The sequence below is a fragment of the Micromonospora sp. CNZ280 genome (assembly GCF_011759515.1).
In genome coordinates, this window is record NZ_JAAOYP010000001.1 from 2,431,386 (window position 1) to 2,447,609 (window position 16,224).

The 16,224-nt window shown below is 73.9% G+C and carries 12 protein-coding genes; 10 read left to right on the forward strand and 2 right to left on the reverse strand.

Features of this window, described 5'->3' with window-relative positions; translation table 11 throughout:
* Positions 1-41 precede the first annotated feature (41 nt).
* The 4 genes from FHX32_RS11560 to topA all read left to right on the forward strand — a co-directional run bounded on the left by FHX32_RS11560 (position 42) and on the right by topA (position 7,207).
* Positions 42-2,414 carry a sodium-translocating pyrophosphatase gene (locus tag FHX32_RS11560; RefSeq protein WP_167180912.1) on the forward strand — a complete coding sequence of 791 codons (2,373 nt, stop codon included), beginning with the start codon at positions 42-44 and terminating at the stop codon, positions 2,412-2,414.
* Positions 2,415-2,549: 135 nt separating this feature from the next.
* A complete protein-coding gene (locus FHX32_RS11565; RefSeq protein ID WP_167180914.1) occupies positions 2,550-3,092 on the forward strand; it encodes a hypothetical protein in 543 nt (180 codons plus the stop codon).
* Positions 3,083-3,928 carry a hypothetical protein gene (locus FHX32_RS11570; protein ID WP_486481005.1) on the forward strand — a complete coding sequence of 282 codons (846 nt, stop codon included), beginning with the start codon at positions 3,083-3,085 and terminating at the stop codon, positions 3,926-3,928. Before FHX32_RS11565 ends, FHX32_RS11570 begins: the two co-directional genes overlap by 10 nt.
* A gap of 453 nt (positions 3,929-4,381) precedes the next feature.
* On the forward strand, positions 4,382-7,207 hold the full coding sequence (gene topA / locus FHX32_RS11575; protein WP_167180916.1) for a type I DNA topoisomerase: 2,826 nt from the start codon (positions 4,382-4,384) through the stop codon (positions 7,205-7,207).
* A gap of 73 nt (positions 7,208-7,280) precedes the next feature.
* Here topA and FHX32_RS11580 read toward each other — a convergent pair whose 3' ends face one another.
* Positions 7,281-8,594 (reverse strand): D-arabinono-1,4-lactone oxidase, encoded by a 1,314-nt coding sequence (locus FHX32_RS11580; RefSeq protein WP_167180918.1) that lies wholly within the window; start codon positions 8,592-8,594, stop codon positions 7,281-7,283.
* Positions 8,595-8,819: 225 nt separating this feature from the next.
* On the opposite strand from FHX32_RS11580, the gene FHX32_RS11585 reads away from it, so the two are divergent.
* The gene (locus FHX32_RS11585; RefSeq protein ID WP_167182589.1) at positions 8,820-9,395 is read left to right on the forward strand and encodes a TetR family transcriptional regulator; all 576 of its coding nucleotides are present in this window, start codon (positions 8,820-8,822) and stop codon (positions 9,393-9,395) included.
* Between the two features lie 231 nt (positions 9,396-9,626).
* On the opposite strand, the gene FHX32_RS11590 is transcribed toward FHX32_RS11585, so the two are convergent.
* Positions 9,627-10,832, reverse strand: coding sequence for an amino acid deaminase/aldolase (locus FHX32_RS11590; RefSeq protein ID WP_167180920.1), 1,206 nt, complete (start codon positions 10,830-10,832; stop codon positions 9,627-9,629).
* A 148-nt stretch (positions 10,833-10,980) separates the two neighbouring features.
* Between FHX32_RS11590 and tmk the strand changes: the two genes are divergently transcribed.
* The 5 genes from tmk to FHX32_RS11615 all read left to right on the forward strand — a co-directional run bounded on the left by tmk (position 10,981) and on the right by FHX32_RS11615 (position 15,979).
* Positions 10,981-13,230, forward strand: a complete 2,250-nt coding sequence (gene tmk / locus FHX32_RS11595) for a dTMP kinase (RefSeq protein ID WP_486481006.1) — start codon at positions 10,981-10,983, stop codon at positions 13,228-13,230.
* Positions 13,230-14,507, forward strand: a complete 1,278-nt coding sequence (locus FHX32_RS11600) for a DNA polymerase III subunit delta' (protein ID WP_167180922.1) — start codon at positions 13,230-13,232, stop codon at positions 14,505-14,507. Before tmk ends, FHX32_RS11600 begins: the two co-directional genes overlap by 1 nt.
* A gap of 152 nt (positions 14,508-14,659) precedes the next feature.
* Entirely contained in the window at positions 14,660-14,989 is a 330-nt protein-coding gene (locus FHX32_RS11605) for a YbaB/EbfC family nucleoid-associated protein (protein WP_167180924.1), read from the forward strand.
* A gap of 1 nt (position 14,990) precedes the next feature.
* Entirely contained in the window at positions 14,991-15,296 is a 306-nt protein-coding gene (locus tag FHX32_RS11610) for a hypothetical protein (protein WP_167180926.1), read from the forward strand.
* Positions 15,296-15,979 carry a hypothetical protein gene (locus tag FHX32_RS11615; RefSeq protein ID WP_167180928.1) on the forward strand — a complete coding sequence of 228 codons (684 nt, stop codon included), beginning with the start codon at positions 15,296-15,298 and terminating at the stop codon, positions 15,977-15,979. The genes FHX32_RS11610 and FHX32_RS11615 overlap by 1 nt, the downstream gene beginning before the upstream one ends.
* Positions 15,980-16,224 lie beyond the last annotated feature (245 nt).

A 16,224-nucleotide genomic window follows, 5' to 3' on the forward strand; every position in this document is an offset into this window, starting at 1 on the left:
TCTCCACCGGCCGGCGCGAGTGTCGGTACAGGAGGACACAGATGTCCGATACCTTGGCCGCCGCCGAAGGCGGCGGGATCTCCCTCACCGGAGCCAATGTCACGTACGTCGTCATCGCCGCGGTGATCGCGCTGGTGGCGCTCGCCTTCGCCGCCGCGCTGACGAAGGCGGTGCTGGCGGCCGGTAAGGGCACCACCAACATGCAGGAGATCTCCGGGGCCGTCCAGGAGGGCGCCTCGGCCTACCTGCTCCGGCAGTTCCGCACCCTGGCCATCTTCGTGGTCATCGCAGTGGTGCTGCTCTTCCTGCTGCCGGTGCACGACACCGACGGCAGCGAGACCGCTGTGAAGATCGGCCGCTCGCTCTTCTTCGTGGTGGGCGCGCTGTTCAGCGCGTTCATCGGCGGCGCCGGCATGTGGCTGGCCACCCGGGCCAACCTGCGGGTGGCCGCCGCCGCGCGGGAGCGACAGGGCGGCCGGGAGGCGGCCATGAAGATCGCCTTCCGGACCGGTGGCGTGGTCGGCTTCCTCACCGTCGGCCTCGGTCTCTTCGGCGCCGCGCTGGTCGTGCTGATCTTCCGGGGCGACGCGCCGACCGTGCTGGAGGGCTTCGGCTTCGGCGCCGCGCTGCTGGCCATGTTCATGCGGGTCGGCGGCGGCATCTTCACCAAGGCCGCCGACGTCGGCGCCGACCTGGTCGGCAAGGTCGAGCAGGGTATCCCCGAGGACGACCCGCGCAACGCCGCCACCATCGCCGACAACGTCGGCGACAACGTCGGCGACTGCGCCGGCATGGCCGCCGACCTGTTCGAGTCGTACGCGGTCACGCTGGTCGCCGCGCTGATCCTCGGCCGGGCCGCGTTCGGCAACGAGGGTCTGGTCTTCCCGCTGATCATCTCCACCATCGGCGTGCTCGTCGCGATCATCGGGGTCTTCATCACCCGGCTGCGCACCTCCGACCGCAACGGCCTGACCGCGATCAACCGGGCGTTCTACCTCTCCGCGGTGATCTCGGCGGTGCTGGTGGCGATCGCCGCGTTCGCGTACCTGCCGGCGACCTTCGACGGCCTCGAGGGCGGCCTCACCAACTCCGACGGCAGCCCGATCGACGGCAACCCGCGGCTGGTGGCCATCGGCGCCGTGGTGATCGGCATCGTGCTCGCCGCCGCGATCCAGGCGCTGACCGGCTACTTCACCGAGACCAACCGGCGCCCGGTGCAGGACATCGGCAAGAGCTCGCAGACCGGCCCGGCCACCGTCATCCTCGCCGGCATCAGCGTCGGCCTGGAGTCGGCGGTCTACTCGGCGCTGCTGATCGGCGCCGGCGTCTTCGGCGCCTTCCTGCTCGGCGGCAGCTCGATCACGCTCTCCCTGTTCGCGGTGGCGCTGGCCGGTACCGGCCTGCTCACCACGGTCGGCGTTATCGTCGCGATGGACACCTTCGGCCCGATCTCCGACAACGCGCAGGGCGTGGCCGAGATGTCCGGCGACATCGACGAGCAGGGCGCGCGGACGCTCACCGAGCTGGACGCGGTCGGCAACACCACCAAGGCGATCACCAAGGGAATCGCGATCGCCACCGCGGTGCTCGCCGCGACCGCGCTGTTCGGCTCGTACACCGACACCCTGCGCACCGCCTACGCGGACGCCGGCGTGGGCGACGTGGGCGGCGAGATCCTCAACTCGCTGAACGTGGCCAACCCGCGCAACCTGGTCGGCCTGATCATCGGCGCGGCCGTGGTCTTCCTCTTCTCCGGTCTGGCCATCAACGCGGTGTCCCGCTCGGCCGGCGCCGTGGTGATGGAGGTCCGCCGGCAGTTCCGCGAGCTGCCCGGCATCATGGACCGCACCCAGCGCCCGGAGTACGGCAAGGTCGTCGACATCTGCACCCGGGACGCGCAGCGCGAGCTGATGACCCCCGGCCTGCTCGCCATCCTGGCGCCGATCGCCGTCGGCTTCGGCCTCGGGCCGGGTGCCCTGGCGTCCTACCTGGCCGGCGCGATCGGGGCCGGCACGCTGATGGCGGTGTTCCTGGCCAACTCCGGTGGCGCCTGGGACAACGCCAAGAAGCTGGTCGAGGACGGCGCGTACGGCGGCAAGGGCTCCGAGTCGCACGCCGCGACCGTCATCGGCGACACCGTCGGTGACCCGTTCAAGGACACCGCCGGCCCGGCCATCAACCCGCTGATCAAGGTGATGAACCTGGTGTCGCTGCTGATCGCACCGGCCGTGGTGGCCTGGAGCGTGGGTGACGACCGGAACACCGGCCTGCGGATCGGCATCGCCGTGCTGGCCACGGCGATCATCGTGGCGGCCGTGGTGTTCAGCAAGCGCAAGGGCGTCGCGATGTCCGATTCGGACACCGACGCCGGCGCTGGCAGCCCGGATCAGCGACCGGAGCCGGTCAACGCCTGATCCGCACCTCCCACCCGGTCCCCGGTCGGCAGCCCGCCGGCCGGGGACCGGTCCGTCCGGGCCCCGCCGGAGCAGCATCGGGGGCACCGCGCCTGACCGGTGCCACCCCTCGACAGAGGCCGTACGCTGCAACGCATGCGTACGTGCCGGGCGACAGCCGCCGGAAAGCTCACGGTGGTCGTGGCCACGCTCGTACTCGCCGTCGCCGGCTGCGGCGGTGGCCCCAGCCCGCAAGCCTGGGCGGCGTCGGTCTGCTCGGCGCTGACCCCCTGGCGGGCCGAGATCAGCAAGCTGACCAGCAGCACCGACCAGCAGATGACCGCGCAGACCACGCCGGCACAGGCCAAGGAGAACCTGGTGCGGCTCTTCGGTGGCGCCGAACAGGCCAGCGAGACGGCCCGGCGCAAGGTCGAGCAGGCCGGCATCCCGGAGGCCGAGCACGGCGCCGAGGTGTCCGCCGGGTTCCGCACGTCGCTGGCGAAGATGCGGGACGCGTACGGCAAGGCCCGGGACACCATCGACGGGCTGAGCACCGGCCAGGCCGGCCCCTTCTACGACGGCGTCCGCGCCGCCGTGGACACCCTGAACAAGGAGTACGACGCGAGCGCGCTGGACACCAGCCGGCTCAACTCCGAGGAGTTGAAACGCGCCTTCGCCGAGGTGCCGGAGTGTCGCTGAGCGGTACCGGTGAGCCGCCGGACGGGCAGCCGCCCCCGGCGCTGTTCCCGGTGCCCGAGCCGGATCCGCCCGCGCGGGGCCGGCCCGGCCGGCGGGCTGCCGGTGGCGGCCGGCGGCGGGGCGGTCGATCCGGGAGCGCCGGGTCGACCGCGACGGCCGACCGGAGCGGGTCGTCCGCCGAGACCGGCTCGACCGGTCTGTCTGACCCGTCCGATGCGTCCGGCCCGCCCGCGGCCGAGGGCGGCCGGGACGACGCCCGCCGGCAACTGGTCTTCTTCGGCGCGGAGGCGGCGGACCCGTCGGTCGCCGATCTCGCCGGCCTGCTCGCCGGCCCCGGCGAGGTGGCGGTGATGGGTGGCACCGCCCGGCTGTCGGTGGTGGTGGACGCCGCCTGGCGGGTGCACGTCCTGGTCGCCGAACTGGCGCTGCGCGGCCTCGCCGCCAGCTGGGAGGCGACCGAGGACGAGCGGCACGCGGTGCGCACCTCGTACACCCGGACCTTGAAGCCGCTCGCGGCGGCCTGGCTGCGCGGCACGGAGAAACGGCCGCCCGCCGGCTTCCATCTCAACGGGCGGCGGCTGCGGCTCTGGCTGGCCGCGGCGGGGGTGGCCGAGCCGGCCGGGTTCCTGCTCCGGCTCGGCACCGCCGACGCCGGGTGCCGGGCGGCGGTCGGCGCGGCGCTGGCCGCTGCCGGGCTGGCTGGGGAACCGCTGGAACCCGACGCGGGCGGCCCGGCGTACCGGATCACCGGCCGTCGCCGGCTGGCCCGGCTGGCCGAACTGGTCGGCGACCGCCCACCGGCCGCGCCGGTCACTGCCTGGCCCGCCCGGCCCTGACCTCGCTGGATCGCGCCGTGCGGCGGCCGAGCTGTCCGGGCCGGTCACCGCGGGGCCTGCCTGGGCGCTGGCGTCCGGGTGGGTCGCCGCCGGGCCGGTCGTGACCCGCGCCGGGGCCGACCCGGGTGGCGGTGGGCTGTCCGGTCGGCGACAGTAGGGGTGGGGCGGGGCGGTTTGGGGCGGAAAACGGCCGGGTGGCGCCTCGGCCGAGGGTCCGCCATCGTCACAGTGTCCCGCTTCCGGGCCTACCCACGGTGTACGGTGGCGCCGTCCGGCAACCCCGGCCGCGTTGCGGCGGCGGCGACCGCCCCGCCGGGGTGGTTTGCCGCCCGCGAAACCCGAAACGCGGACGGCGCGTTACGTTGGACATCCGGACCGCCGGGCATCGGCGGGTCGAAGCCGGCCCGAACGGGACGCGGGCGGCCGTGAGCAGGAGTGAGGTCGGAGAGAAACGTGCCGAGCAACGCTGGAACCACCCGTCTGGTCATCGTCGAGTCACCGGCGAAGGCCAAGACGATCTCGGGCTACCTCGGCCCGGGGTACGTCGTGGAGGCCAGCTTCGGCCACGTCCGGGACCTCCCGCGCAACGCCGCCGACGTGCCGGCCAAGTACAAGGGCGAGCCGTGGGCCCGGCTCGGGGTGGACGTCGACAACGGCTTCCACGCCCTCTACGTGGTCTCCGCCGACCGCAAGCAGCAGATCAGCAAGCTGGTGAAGCTGGCCAAGGAGGTCGACGAGATCTTCCTGGCGACGGACGAGGACCGCGAGGGCGAGGCCATCGCCTGGCACCTGGTCGAGACGCTCAAGCCCAAGGTGCCGGTCAAGCGGATGGTCTTCCACGAGATCACCAAGCCGGCCATCCAGGCCGCGGTGGCCAACCCGCGCGAGATCGACCGCGACCTGGTCGACGCCCAGGAGGCGCGGCGCATCCTCGACCGCCTCTACGGCTACGAGGTCTCCCCGGTGCTGTGGAAGAAGGTCATGCCGAAGCTCTCGGCGGGCCGGGTGCAGTCGGTGGCGACCCGGATCGTGGTCGAGCGGGAGCGGCAGCGGATGGCCTTCCGCACCGCCGAGTACTGGGACATCCTGGCGACCCTGGCGGTCGGCAACGCCGGCGAGGGCCCGCGCAGCTTCAACGCCACCCTGGTCGCGCTGAACGGCGACCGGATCGCCACCGGCAAGGACTTCGAGCCCACGACGGGCCGCGTGAAGCCCGGCGCCGGGGTGGTCCACCTCGACGAGGGAGGTGCCCGGGGTCTCGCGGCCCGTCTGGAAGGGCGGCCGTTCACCGTCACCCGGGTCGAGGAGAAGCCGTACCGCCGCCGCCCGTACGCGCCGTTCATCACCTCGACGCTCCAGCAGGAAGCCGCCCGCAAGCTGCGGTTCTCGTCCCAGCAGACGATGCGCACCGCGCAGCGGCTCTACGAGAACGGCTACATCACCTACATGCGTACCGACTCGGTGAACCTGTCGGAGACCGCCATCGCGGCGGCCCGCCGGCAGATCGTCGAGCTGTACGGCGAGCGCAGCGTGCCGCCGGAGCCGCGCCGCTACACCGGCAAGGTGAAGAACGCGCAGGAGGCGCACGAGGCGATCCGCCCGGCGGGGGACAACTTCCGCACCCCCGGCGAGGTGGCCAAGGAGCTCTCCGCCGAGGAGTTCAAGCTCTACGAGCTGATCTGGCGGCGCACCATCGCCTCGCAGATGACCGACGCGGTCGGCTCCAGCGTCTCGGTGCGGATCCGCGCCGTCACCTCGGCGAGCGAGGAGGCCGACTTCGGCGCCACCGGCAAGACCATCACCGACCCCGGCTTCCTGCGGGCGTACGTCGAGTCCAGCGACGACGAGAACGCCGAGGCCGAGGACGCCGAGCGGCGGCTGCCCACCCTGGTGAAGGACCAGCCGCTGACCGCCGAGGAGCTGGCCGCGCAGGGCCACCACACCCAGCCGCCCTCCCGCTACACGGAGGCGTCGCTGGTCAAGGCGCTGGAGGAGCTGGGCATCGGCCGCCCCTCCACGTACGCGTCGATCATGCAGACCATCCAGGACCGCGGCTACGTCTTCAAGCGCGGCCAGGCGATGATCCCGTCCTTCCTGGCGTTCGCCGTGATCGGGCTGCTGGAGCGGCACTACCCGCGGCTGGTCGACTACGACTTCACCGCCAGCATGGAGAACGAGCTGGACGAGATCGCCGGCGGCGACCACGCGGCGGTCGACTTCCTCACCGCGTTCTACTTCGGCAGCGCCAACGGCGCCGGCGACCAGGACATCGCCCGCTCCGGCGGGCTGAAGAAGCTGGTCACCGAGAACCTCAGCGAGATCGACGCGCGCAGCGTCAACTCGATTCCGCTGTTCACCGACGACGAGGGCCGCGAGGTCGTCGTCCGGGTCGGGCGCTACGGGCCGTACCTGCAGCGGGCGGTGCCGGGCGAGGTGCCCGCGCCGGCCGCCGAGGGCGAGGAGGGCGGCGCCCAGGGCGACCGGGCCCCGATCCCCGAGGGGCTGGCGCCGGACGAGCTGACCCCGGAGAAGGTGCACGAGCTGTTCCTCGGCGGCGGGGGTGAGCGCAAGCTCGGCGACGACCCGGCCACCGGGGAGCCGATCCTGCTCAAGTCCGGCCGGTTCGGCCCGTACGTGGCCAGCGGCGAGCGGAAGTCCTCCCTGCTGCGCTCGCAGTCGCCGGATTCGCTCACCTTCGACGAGGCGCTCAAGCTGCTCAGCCTGCCCCGGCTCGTCGGGGTGGACCCGGAGGGCAACGAGGTCTTCGCCAACAACGGCCGCTACGGCCCGTACGTCAAGCGCGGCGAGGAGTTCCGCTCGCTGGACTCCGAGGACAAGATGTTCACCGTCACGCTGGACGAGGCGCTGGCCCTGCTGGCGGCCCCGAAGACCCGCCAGCGCCGGGCCGCCGCGCCGCCGCTGCGGGAGATGGGCGTCGACCCGCTGACCGAGAAGCCGCTGGTGATCAAGGACGGCCGGTTCGGCCCGTACGTCACCGACGGCGAGACGAACGCGTCGCTGCGGCGCGGCCAGACTCCGGAGGCGCTGAGCCTCGAGGAGGCCTCCGAGATGCTCGCCGAGAAGCGCGCCAAGGGCCCCGCTCCGCGCAAGAAGGCGGCCGCGAAGAAGGCTCCCGCCAAGAAGGCTCCCGCCAAGAAGGCCACGGCCACCAAGAAGACCGCAGCCGCCACCAAGACCACGGCAAAGAAGACCACCACCGCCAAAACCACCACGGCGAAGAAGGCGGCCCCAAAGAAGGCCACCACCCCCACCGAATAAGCGGCTCCCCTCCGAGATCTTGCAAGGAAGACGCCCCTCCAGGGGCCGATTTCCTTCAAGATCTCGGGCGGGATCAGCCGAGAATGTGGGTGAGGTGGGGGTTGGTGAAGAGGCGGTCGGGGTCCAGGCGGGTGCGGATGGACTGGAAGTCGGGCCAGCGGGGGTAGACGGGCGCCAGTGACTCCGCGTCGCGGTAGTGCAGCTTGCCCCAGTGTGGGCGTCCGCCCAGGCCGGCGGCGACCTGCTCGAACGCGCGGAAGTACGGCTCGTAGGGCATGCCCACGTACTGGTGCACGGCCAGGTACGCCGAGTCGCGGCCGTAGCCGTGCGACAGCCAGATGTCGTCGCCGGCGGTGAACCGGATCTCGACCGGGAAGAGCACCTTGAACGGCAGCCCGTCCACGATCCGGCGTAGCGCGTCCAGTGCCTCGGGCAGCGCCTCGCGCGGCACCGCATACTCCATCTCGACGAAGCGGACCCGGCGCGGGGTGCAGAAGACCCGGTCGGAGCGGCCGGTGTAGCGCCGCTCGGTGAGCGCCCGGGCGGAGACCGCGCTGATGCCGGGGGCGAGCGCCGGCACGGCGCGGCCCAGCCGGCAGGCTCCGGCGAAGACGGTGTTGGCCAGGAAGTCGTCGTCCAGCCAGCCACGCAGCCGGGACAGCGGCCGGTCGTCGGCGGGCGCCCGGTCGTTGGTCTTGAGCTGCACCCGCGCCGTGTACGGGAACCAGTAGAACTCGACGTGGTCGTGCGCCTCGATCAGCTCGGGCAGTTCGCCGAGCACCGCGGCCAGCGGCGCCGGCCGCTCGTGCGCGTGCAGCACGAAGGCGTCCACGCAGCGCAGGGTCACCTCGACCAGCACGCCCAGCGCGCCGAGCGAGACCCGGGCGGCGGCGAATACGTCCGGGTGCTCGTCGGCGGAGCAGCGCAGCACCTCGCCGGTGCCGGTGACCAGGGTGAGCGCCTCGACGAAGGTGGAGAGGCAGCCGTAGCCGGCACCGGTGCCGTGGGTGCCGGTGGAGATCGCGCCGGCGATCGTCTGCGCGTCGATGTCGCCGAGGTTGGGCAGGGCCAGCCCGTGCGCGGCGAGCAGGCCGTTGAGGGTGCGCAGCGTCATCCCGGCCGGTACGGTGACCAGCCGGCGCTCGGCGTCCACCCGGACGCCGGTGTCCAGCGCGTCCAACTCCATGCGGTGACCGTCGGTGACCGCTAGGGCGGTGAAGGAGTGGCCGCTGCCGACCGCGCGGATCCGCTGGCCGTTCGCCGCGGCGGTCCCGACGGCCTCGGCGACGTCCGTCACCGAGGTGGGGCGCAGGATGGTGGTGGCGGTGCTGCGCTGGTTGCCGGCCCAGTTGGTCCAGGCGGCGGTGAGCGGTGCGGTGGCGGCCATTCGCGCTCCTCGACATGAATATGAACTGACTTCATATCAGGAACGTTGTACCTGGTAAATACCGCAATCGAGGTCCGCTCGTTGTACCGGTAGTCACGAAGATGTGACGTGCAGATATGTTCATCCGTCGAAGGGGGGTGGCGCCGAGTGTCCACACCAGCCGCCACGACCGGGCCGCTGCGCCGCGTACCGGTGCAGGGTCGAAGTGTCGCGCGGGTCCAGCGGATGCTGGACGCCTGCGCCGAGCTCGTCGACGAGGTGGGGTACGAGGGACTGACCACGACTCTGCTCGCCGAGCGTGCCGAGGTGGCGATCGGGTCGGTCTACCAGTTCTTTCCGGACAAGCGGGCGATCGTGCAGGCGCTGACCCTGCGCACGATGGAGTCCTACCTCCAGCGGCTCGACGAGCGGTTCGCCTCCGACGACCTGACCCACTGGTGGGACGGCGTCGACGCGGGGATCGACGAGTACATCACGATGCACCGCACCGTTCCCGGTTTCCGTACCCTGCACTTCGGCGACGTGGTCGACCTGCACCTGCTCGATGAGCAGCGGGACAACAACGGGGTGATCGCGGACCAGCTGGCCCGCGTACTCACCGAACGGTTCGGGCTCACCGACGTGCCCGAGCTGCGCTTCCATCTGGAGATCGCGGTGGAGGTGGCCGACGCGCTGATCAAGCTGGCGTTCCGCCGGCGGCCGGAAGGCGACGAGCGGGTGCTGGCCGAGGCGAAGGCGCTCATCCGGGAGTACCTGCACCAGCAGGTCGACGGCCCGGTGGACGCCGCGCGGCCCAGCTGACCTCGCGCCGGCGGCCCGGGGTGCGACCGGGCGACGGTGCGAGACAGCCGAACGGCCCGGGTGCGACCGGGTTGCGGTGCGAGACAGCCGAACGGCCCGGGTGCGACCGGGTTGCGGTGCGAGACAGCCGGACGGGCCCGGGGTGCGCCGGGCGAGGCGAGACAGGCAGAACGCCCGGGGTGCGACCGGGTGACGGTGCGAACCGGCCCCGCGGACTGCGGGGCCGGTGACTCAGAGGAAGGCGTGGCCCTCGCCCCGATAGGTGGGCACGGTCGCCACCACCTCGTCCCCCTCCACCAGGTGCAGCTCGTTGACGTGCTCGCAGAGCTCACCCGCCTTGGCGTGCCGGAACCACACCCGGTCGCCCACCCGGAGGGTGGCGGCCGCGGTGCCGGCCAGCGGGGTCTGCACCTCGCCGGTGCCCTCGGTGCCGATCAGCTTCAGCCCGGCCGGCAGCCACGGCCGGGGGAGACGGCTGGGCGCGGCCGGACCGGACGCGATCCAGCCGCCGCCGAGCACGGTGGCCAGCCCCGGCGCCGGCCGGCGGACCACCGCGCAGGCGAAGAACGCCGCCGGGGTGGGCCGCCATGCCCGGTACGCGTCGAACAGCGTCGGCCCGTACAGGCCCGATCCCGCGGTGACCTCGGTGACCGCGGGATCGGCGCTGGTCGCCGCCACGCTGCCGGTGCCGCCGCCGTTGACGAACTCCAGCTCGGCGTGTTCGCGTACCGCGGCGACCGCCGCGCCCCGGCGGGCCAGCAACTCGCGGTACGAGCCGCGTTGGGCCAGCCGGATCGCGGTGCCGAGCACCGCCTGCCCGGGCGGCGCGTCGCCCAGGCCGGCGATCTGTGCCTCGTACGCCATCAGGCCGACCAGCCGGAAGCCGGCGCGGCCGGCGACGGTGGCGGCGAGCGCGCCAGCGGCCCGGGCGCTGTGCACCGGCGACCGGCGCACCCCGACGTGCACCCCGCGCACCGGCCGCCACGAGGCGTCCAGGTCGAGGCAGACCCGCAGCTCGGCTCGGTGGGCCGGGGCCCGCACGGCGTCGACCAGGTCGAGCTGTTCGGTGCCGTCCACCATCAGGGTGATCGCGGCGGCGAGTGCCGGGTCGCCGGCCAGTTCGGCGAGCGCGCCCCGGTCGGCGGTCGGGTACGCGACCAGCACGTCGTCACTCACCGCCTGGCGGACCAGCCAGATCGCCTCGGGGAGGGTGAACGCCATCACGCCGTGCCAGCCGGGCCGGGCGAGCGCCCGGCCGAGCAGGTCACGGCTGCGGACCGACTTGCTGGCGACCCGCAGCGGCTTGCCGGCCGCGCGGTCGACCAGGGCGGTCGCGTTCGCGTCGTACGCGGTCAGGTCGACCACCGCGTACGGGGGGTCGAGGTGGGCGGTCGCCCGATCGAGGCGCTCGCGCAGTTTGTCGCTTTCGGTGGCCACGTGTGCACGCTAACTGTCCGGCGGTCAATGCGAAACACCCTCGCGTACGCCCGGCTGCGCGCCGTGGTGCCGGCGGCCTAGGCTCGGCGAGCAGGAGAATGTCATCGGTGGGACGGTGTCCCACCGGGTCTAGAGTGTTCCACCGGGGATGCCCAGCGATGGGCCGGCACGTGGAGGTACGGCCATCGAAAGCCAGTTCAACGGCGAGTCGCCCGGCGTGTCGCCGTCCTCGAACAAGTCCGGCGGCGCCACCGAGAAGACCGGCGCCGACCTGTCCGGCTACGCGGGCATCCGGTCGGTGCTGCGGATCCGGCCGTTCCGCCGGCTCTGGATCGTGCTCGGCGCGGCATCCTTCGGTGACTGGTTCGGCCTGCTCGCCACGTCGGTCTTCGCCGCCGCCCAGGTCCAGGGAAGCACCGCCAAGGGCGCCGCCTTCGGTGGCGTCATCGCCATCCGGCTGCTGCCGGCGCTGGTGCTCGGCCCGATCGCCGGCGTGCTCGCCGACCGCTTCGACCGGCGCTGGACGATGGTCATCTGCGACGTGCTGCGCTTCCTGCTGTTCGCCTCGATCCCGCTGGTCGCCCTGCTCGGCGCTCCCGGCGGGGTGGTGGTCGGCTGGGCGGCGATCGCCACGTTCCTGATCGAGTCGCTCACGCTGCTGTGGATCCCGGCCAAGGAGGCCGCGGTCCCCAACCTGATCCCGCGCGCCCGGCTGGAGGCCGCCAACCAGCTCACGCTGATCACCACGTACGGCCTGACGCCGGTCCTCGCCGCGCTGATCCTCGCCGCGCTCGACGGCGCCGTGCGGGCGGCCACCGGGGGCGCGACGCCGAACTGGGCCGAGCCTGCCCAGCTGGCGCTCTGGTTCAACGCGCTCTCCCGGCTGGCCACCGCGCTGGTGGTCGCGTACGGGATCAGGGAGATCAGCCACGGGCAGGCCGCCGAGCAGGGCCGCACCGAGCAGAGCATGCTGCGCCAGTTCAAGGAGGGCTGGCGGTTCATCGGGCAGACCCCGCTCGTACGCGGCCTGGTGCTCGGCATCTTCGGCGCCTTCGCCGGCGGTGGCATCGTGATCGGCACCGCCAAGTTCTTCGCCACCTCGCTGGGCGCCGGCGACGCCGCCTTCTACCTGCTCTTCGGCGCCATCTTCATCGGCCTGGCGCTCGGCATCGGGCTCGGCCCGATGATCGTCAAGGAGATGTCCCGCCGCCGCTGGTTCGGCATGAGCATCGTGCTGGCCAGCGCGGCGGTGATGACGCTGGCCTTCGCCATCCACCTGTCGATGGCGATGGTCGGCGCGGTGCTGGTCGGCGCGGGCGCCGGGATGGCCTTCCTCTCCGGCACCACGCTGCTCGGCGGCGAGATCGCCGACGAGGTGCGCGGCCGGGTCTTCGCGGTGGTGCAGATCGGCACCCGGCTGGTGCTGATCCTGGCCATCGGCCTGAGCAGCCTGCTCGCCGGCGTCGGTGGCTCCCGGAAGCTGGAGATCGCCGACCTGGGCCTCTCCATCTCGTCCACCCGGTTGCTGCTGCTCGCGGCGGGCGCGGCCGGCATCTTCGCCGGGGTCAGCGCGTTCGGCCAGATGGACGACAAGAAGGGCGTACCGGTCCTGGCCGACCTCTGGGGCTCGATCCGGGGTCGCCCGCTGATGCCGGCCGAGCCGTTCGTCTCCGCCGGGCTCTTCGTGGTCTTCGAGGGCGGCGAGGGCGCCGGCAAGTCCACCCAGCTCGGCACGCTCGCCGAGCGGCTGCGCGGGCAGGGGCGGGACGTGGTGGTGACCCGGGAGCCCGGGGCGACCGCGGTCGGCGAGCGGATCCGCTCGCTGCTGCTCGGCGCGCCCGGCTCGGACGTGCCGTCGCCGCGCGCCGAGGCGCTGCTCTACGCCGCCGACCGGGCGCACCACGTGGCCACCGTGGTCCGGCCGGCGCTGACCCGGGGTGCGGTGGTGATCAGCGACCGGTACGTCGACTCGTCCCTGGCGTACCAGGGGGCGGGGCGGACGCTGCCGGTCGACGAGGTCTCCTGGCTCTCCTCCTGGGCCACCGGCGGGCTCAAGCCCGACCTGGTGGTGCTGCTCGACGTCGACCCGCGCACCGGCCTGTCCCGGGTGGCGCAGCGCAACGAGGAGGCCGACCACGTGGAGGCCGAGTCGGTCGCCTTCCACGAGCGGGTCCGGTACGCCTTCCTCGACCTCGCCGCCGCCGACCCGAAGCGCTACCTGGTGCTGGACGCGTCCCGGCCGGTCGAGGAGATCGCCGAGCAGGTGGCCCACCGGGTCGAGGAGCTGCTCGGCGCCCCCGGCGGCATCGTGCACCCGCGTCCGGCGCAGGGGCCGGACACCTCGGTGCAGCCGGAGTTATCCGAAACGGAGCTGGTGACGATGGAGCATCGGACCTGATGCCGGACGTCTTCGCCGATCTGGTCGGGCAGGACGAGGCGGTCGAGACGTTGCGCCGGGCCGCCGCCGCGGCGGCCGCCGTGCTGCGTGCCCCCGCCGCCGGGCCGGTGCCCGACGCCGCCGACGACGAGCTGGCCGCCCTCGCCGAGGAGGCCGACGCCGGGCCCGCCCCGGGGGCGGCGGGCGATCCCGGTGCGGGGATGACGCACGCCTGGATCTTCACCGGCCCGCCGGGGTCGGGCCGGTCGGTGGCCGCCCGCGCCTTCGCCGCCGCGCTGCAGTGCGCGTACGGCACCGGCTGCGGTGAGTGCCCCGGTTGCCACACCAGCATGGCGGGCACCCACGCCGACGTACGGCTGGTGGTGCCGGAGGGGCTCTCCATCGGCGTCGGCGAGATGCGCGCCCTGGTGCTGCGGGCGGCCAGCACCCCGTCCGGCGGACGCTGGCAGGTGGTGATCATCGAGGATGCCGACCGGCTCACCGAGGCGGCCGGCAACGCCCTGCTCAAGGCGATCGAGGAACCGCCGCCCCGGACGGTCTTCCTGCTCTGCGCCCCGTCCACCCACCCGGACGACATCTCGGTGACGATCCGGTCGCGCTGCCGGGTCGTACCGCTGCGGCAGCCGCCGGCCGACGCGGTGGCCGAGGTGCTGGTGCGGCGGGACGGCATCGCGCCCGACGTGGCGGCGTGGGCGGCGGCGGCCGCCCAGGGGCACGTGGGGCGGGCCCGGCGGCTGGCCCGCGACCCGGAGGCCCGCGGCCGGCGGGAGGCGGTGCTGGCGGTGCCGCGCCGGCTCACCGGGGTGGGCGCCGCCTTCGACGCGGCGTCCGCGCTGATCGAGGCGGCCGAGGCGGAGGCCGAGGCGTCGGTGGCCGAGGCCGACGCGGCGGAACGGGCGGCGCTGGAGACCGCGCTCGGCGCGGGCGGCACCGGGCGGGGCGCGGCGGGCGCCCTGCGGGGCGCCGTCGGGCAGCTCAAGGAGCTGGAGAAGCGGCAGAAGTCGCGGGCCACCCGGGCCCAGCGGGACGCGCTGGACCGGGCGCTGGTCGACCTGGCCGGCTTCTACCGGGACGCGCTCACCAAGGCGCTCGGCGCTCCCGTCGCACCGGTGCACACCGACACCGCCGCCGTGGCCGAGGCCGGCGCCCGCAAGTGGGACGCCGAGGGCGCGCTGCGCCGGCTGGAGGCGGTGCTGGCCTGCCGGGCGGCGATCGAGGCGAACGTGAAGCCCCGGATCGCCGTCGAGGCGATGATGCTCGCCCTCTGGAAGGGCTGACCTCCCCGAGGGCTGCCGGCCCGCGCGTGGTCCCGCGCGCCGGACCGGTCGTCCACAGGCATCGACAGGCGCGATTGCTGTGCGGTACGGTCCGGTGTGCCGTGACGGTGGCGGCACGCAGAGTGATGACTGTCCCGGGGAGGAGCCCGCCGATGCCACGGGGGGAGATCGACGAGGCCTGGATCGAGGAGGCGGTGCGGCGCTACCGCCGGATCGAGTCCCTGCAGGCCGAGTTCGACCAGGCGGTGTCGACTGTCGAGGTCACCGTCCGGTCGCCGGACGGGTTGGTCGAGGTGGTGGTGACCGCCGGTGGGCGGATCACCGACGTGCGCTTCCTCGGCCCGCTGCACAACCGCCACCCGCGCGACGTCGCAGGTTCCGTGCAGGCCGCGGTCACCGCGGCGGCCGACGCCGCCGAGTGGGCCCGGGAGAAGCTGCACAACGAGACGTTCACCGCCTACCGGCCGCTGGCGGGGGCTTGAGATGGAGACGCTGCACGCCCTCGCCAGCCGCCTCGACGAGGCGGGCGCCACCCTGGCCGCCCTTACCCGCACGGTCACCGCCGGCGACCCGCCGCAGGCCGCATTCGGCGCCGACGCGCCCGGCCGCCCCGGCGAGATCGGCCGGGCGCTGCACCGGCAGTGGGTCGCCGCCACCACCGACCGCGCCCGCGAGGCGCACGCCGCCGCCACCCGGCTGGCCGAGGCCGCCACCGCCGTGCGGGGCGCCGCCGACGGCTACTCGGCCGCTGACGACGCGGCCGGCCGCCGGCTGACCGGGGAGGCGTGATGGACGCGCTCGACCGGCTCGCCGAGCCCGCCCTCGACCTGCTGCGCCGGGTGGACACGCTGCTCGCCGCCGGGGCGCCGGAGGGGCACCCGGTCTGGCCGCTGCTGCGCCGGATGCAGGTGCTCCCCGGCGAGGCGGTTCGCGGCTTCCTCGACCTGCGTCCCGCGCCGCTGGCCACCGCCGGCCACGCGGTGCGCCGGCACGTCCGGGCGTACGACGAGGTCGGCGCCGCGCTGACCGATCCGGTCCTTTGGTCGGGGCCGGCCGCGAGCCGGTACGGGCAGGCGCGCACGGCCCTGCTGCGCCACCTCGACGAGGGGCCGGAAAGCCTGGTCGGGCGGCTGGAGTCGACGGCCGGCTACGCCGACGCCCTGGCCGACTGGGTGGAGGGCAGCCGGCTCACCCTGGCCCGGGCGCTGGCCGACGTGCTCCGTTCCGCCGAGGCGGTGACCGTGGTCGCCGCGACCGCGCTGCCCGGCGCGGTGAACCAGTCCCGGCCGACCCGCCCCGGTGGGGTGGCGGCGGCCGAGATCGGCACCCGGGTGCTCGCCGTGCTCTGCGTCGCGTACGACGGCGCGGAGACGCTGCTGCGCCAGTGGGGGCCGAGCCTGGCCGAGTCCCGCTGGCGGGCGCCGGTGGTCGAGCGGACCCGCTACGACAGCCCCACCCGGGTCGGCTGGTGACGCCCCGCTGATCCAGGTCGCCGGTGCCGGCCGGATCGGGTCGGCGGGGGTGATCAGGATGGCGCGGCGGCGCACGGCACACGGCGTCGCGCGCGGGAGCCCCGGTCGATCGGGCTCCGGCGGCGACGCCGTGGCCTTCCCCCTGCACCCCCCGCAGGTCTGTCTTCACTCAACGCTTCCTGGCAGCGTTTGTCCCCCACCCCCGGCAGGATTCAGCCGTCCGGGCGAGGACCAACGGCACGACG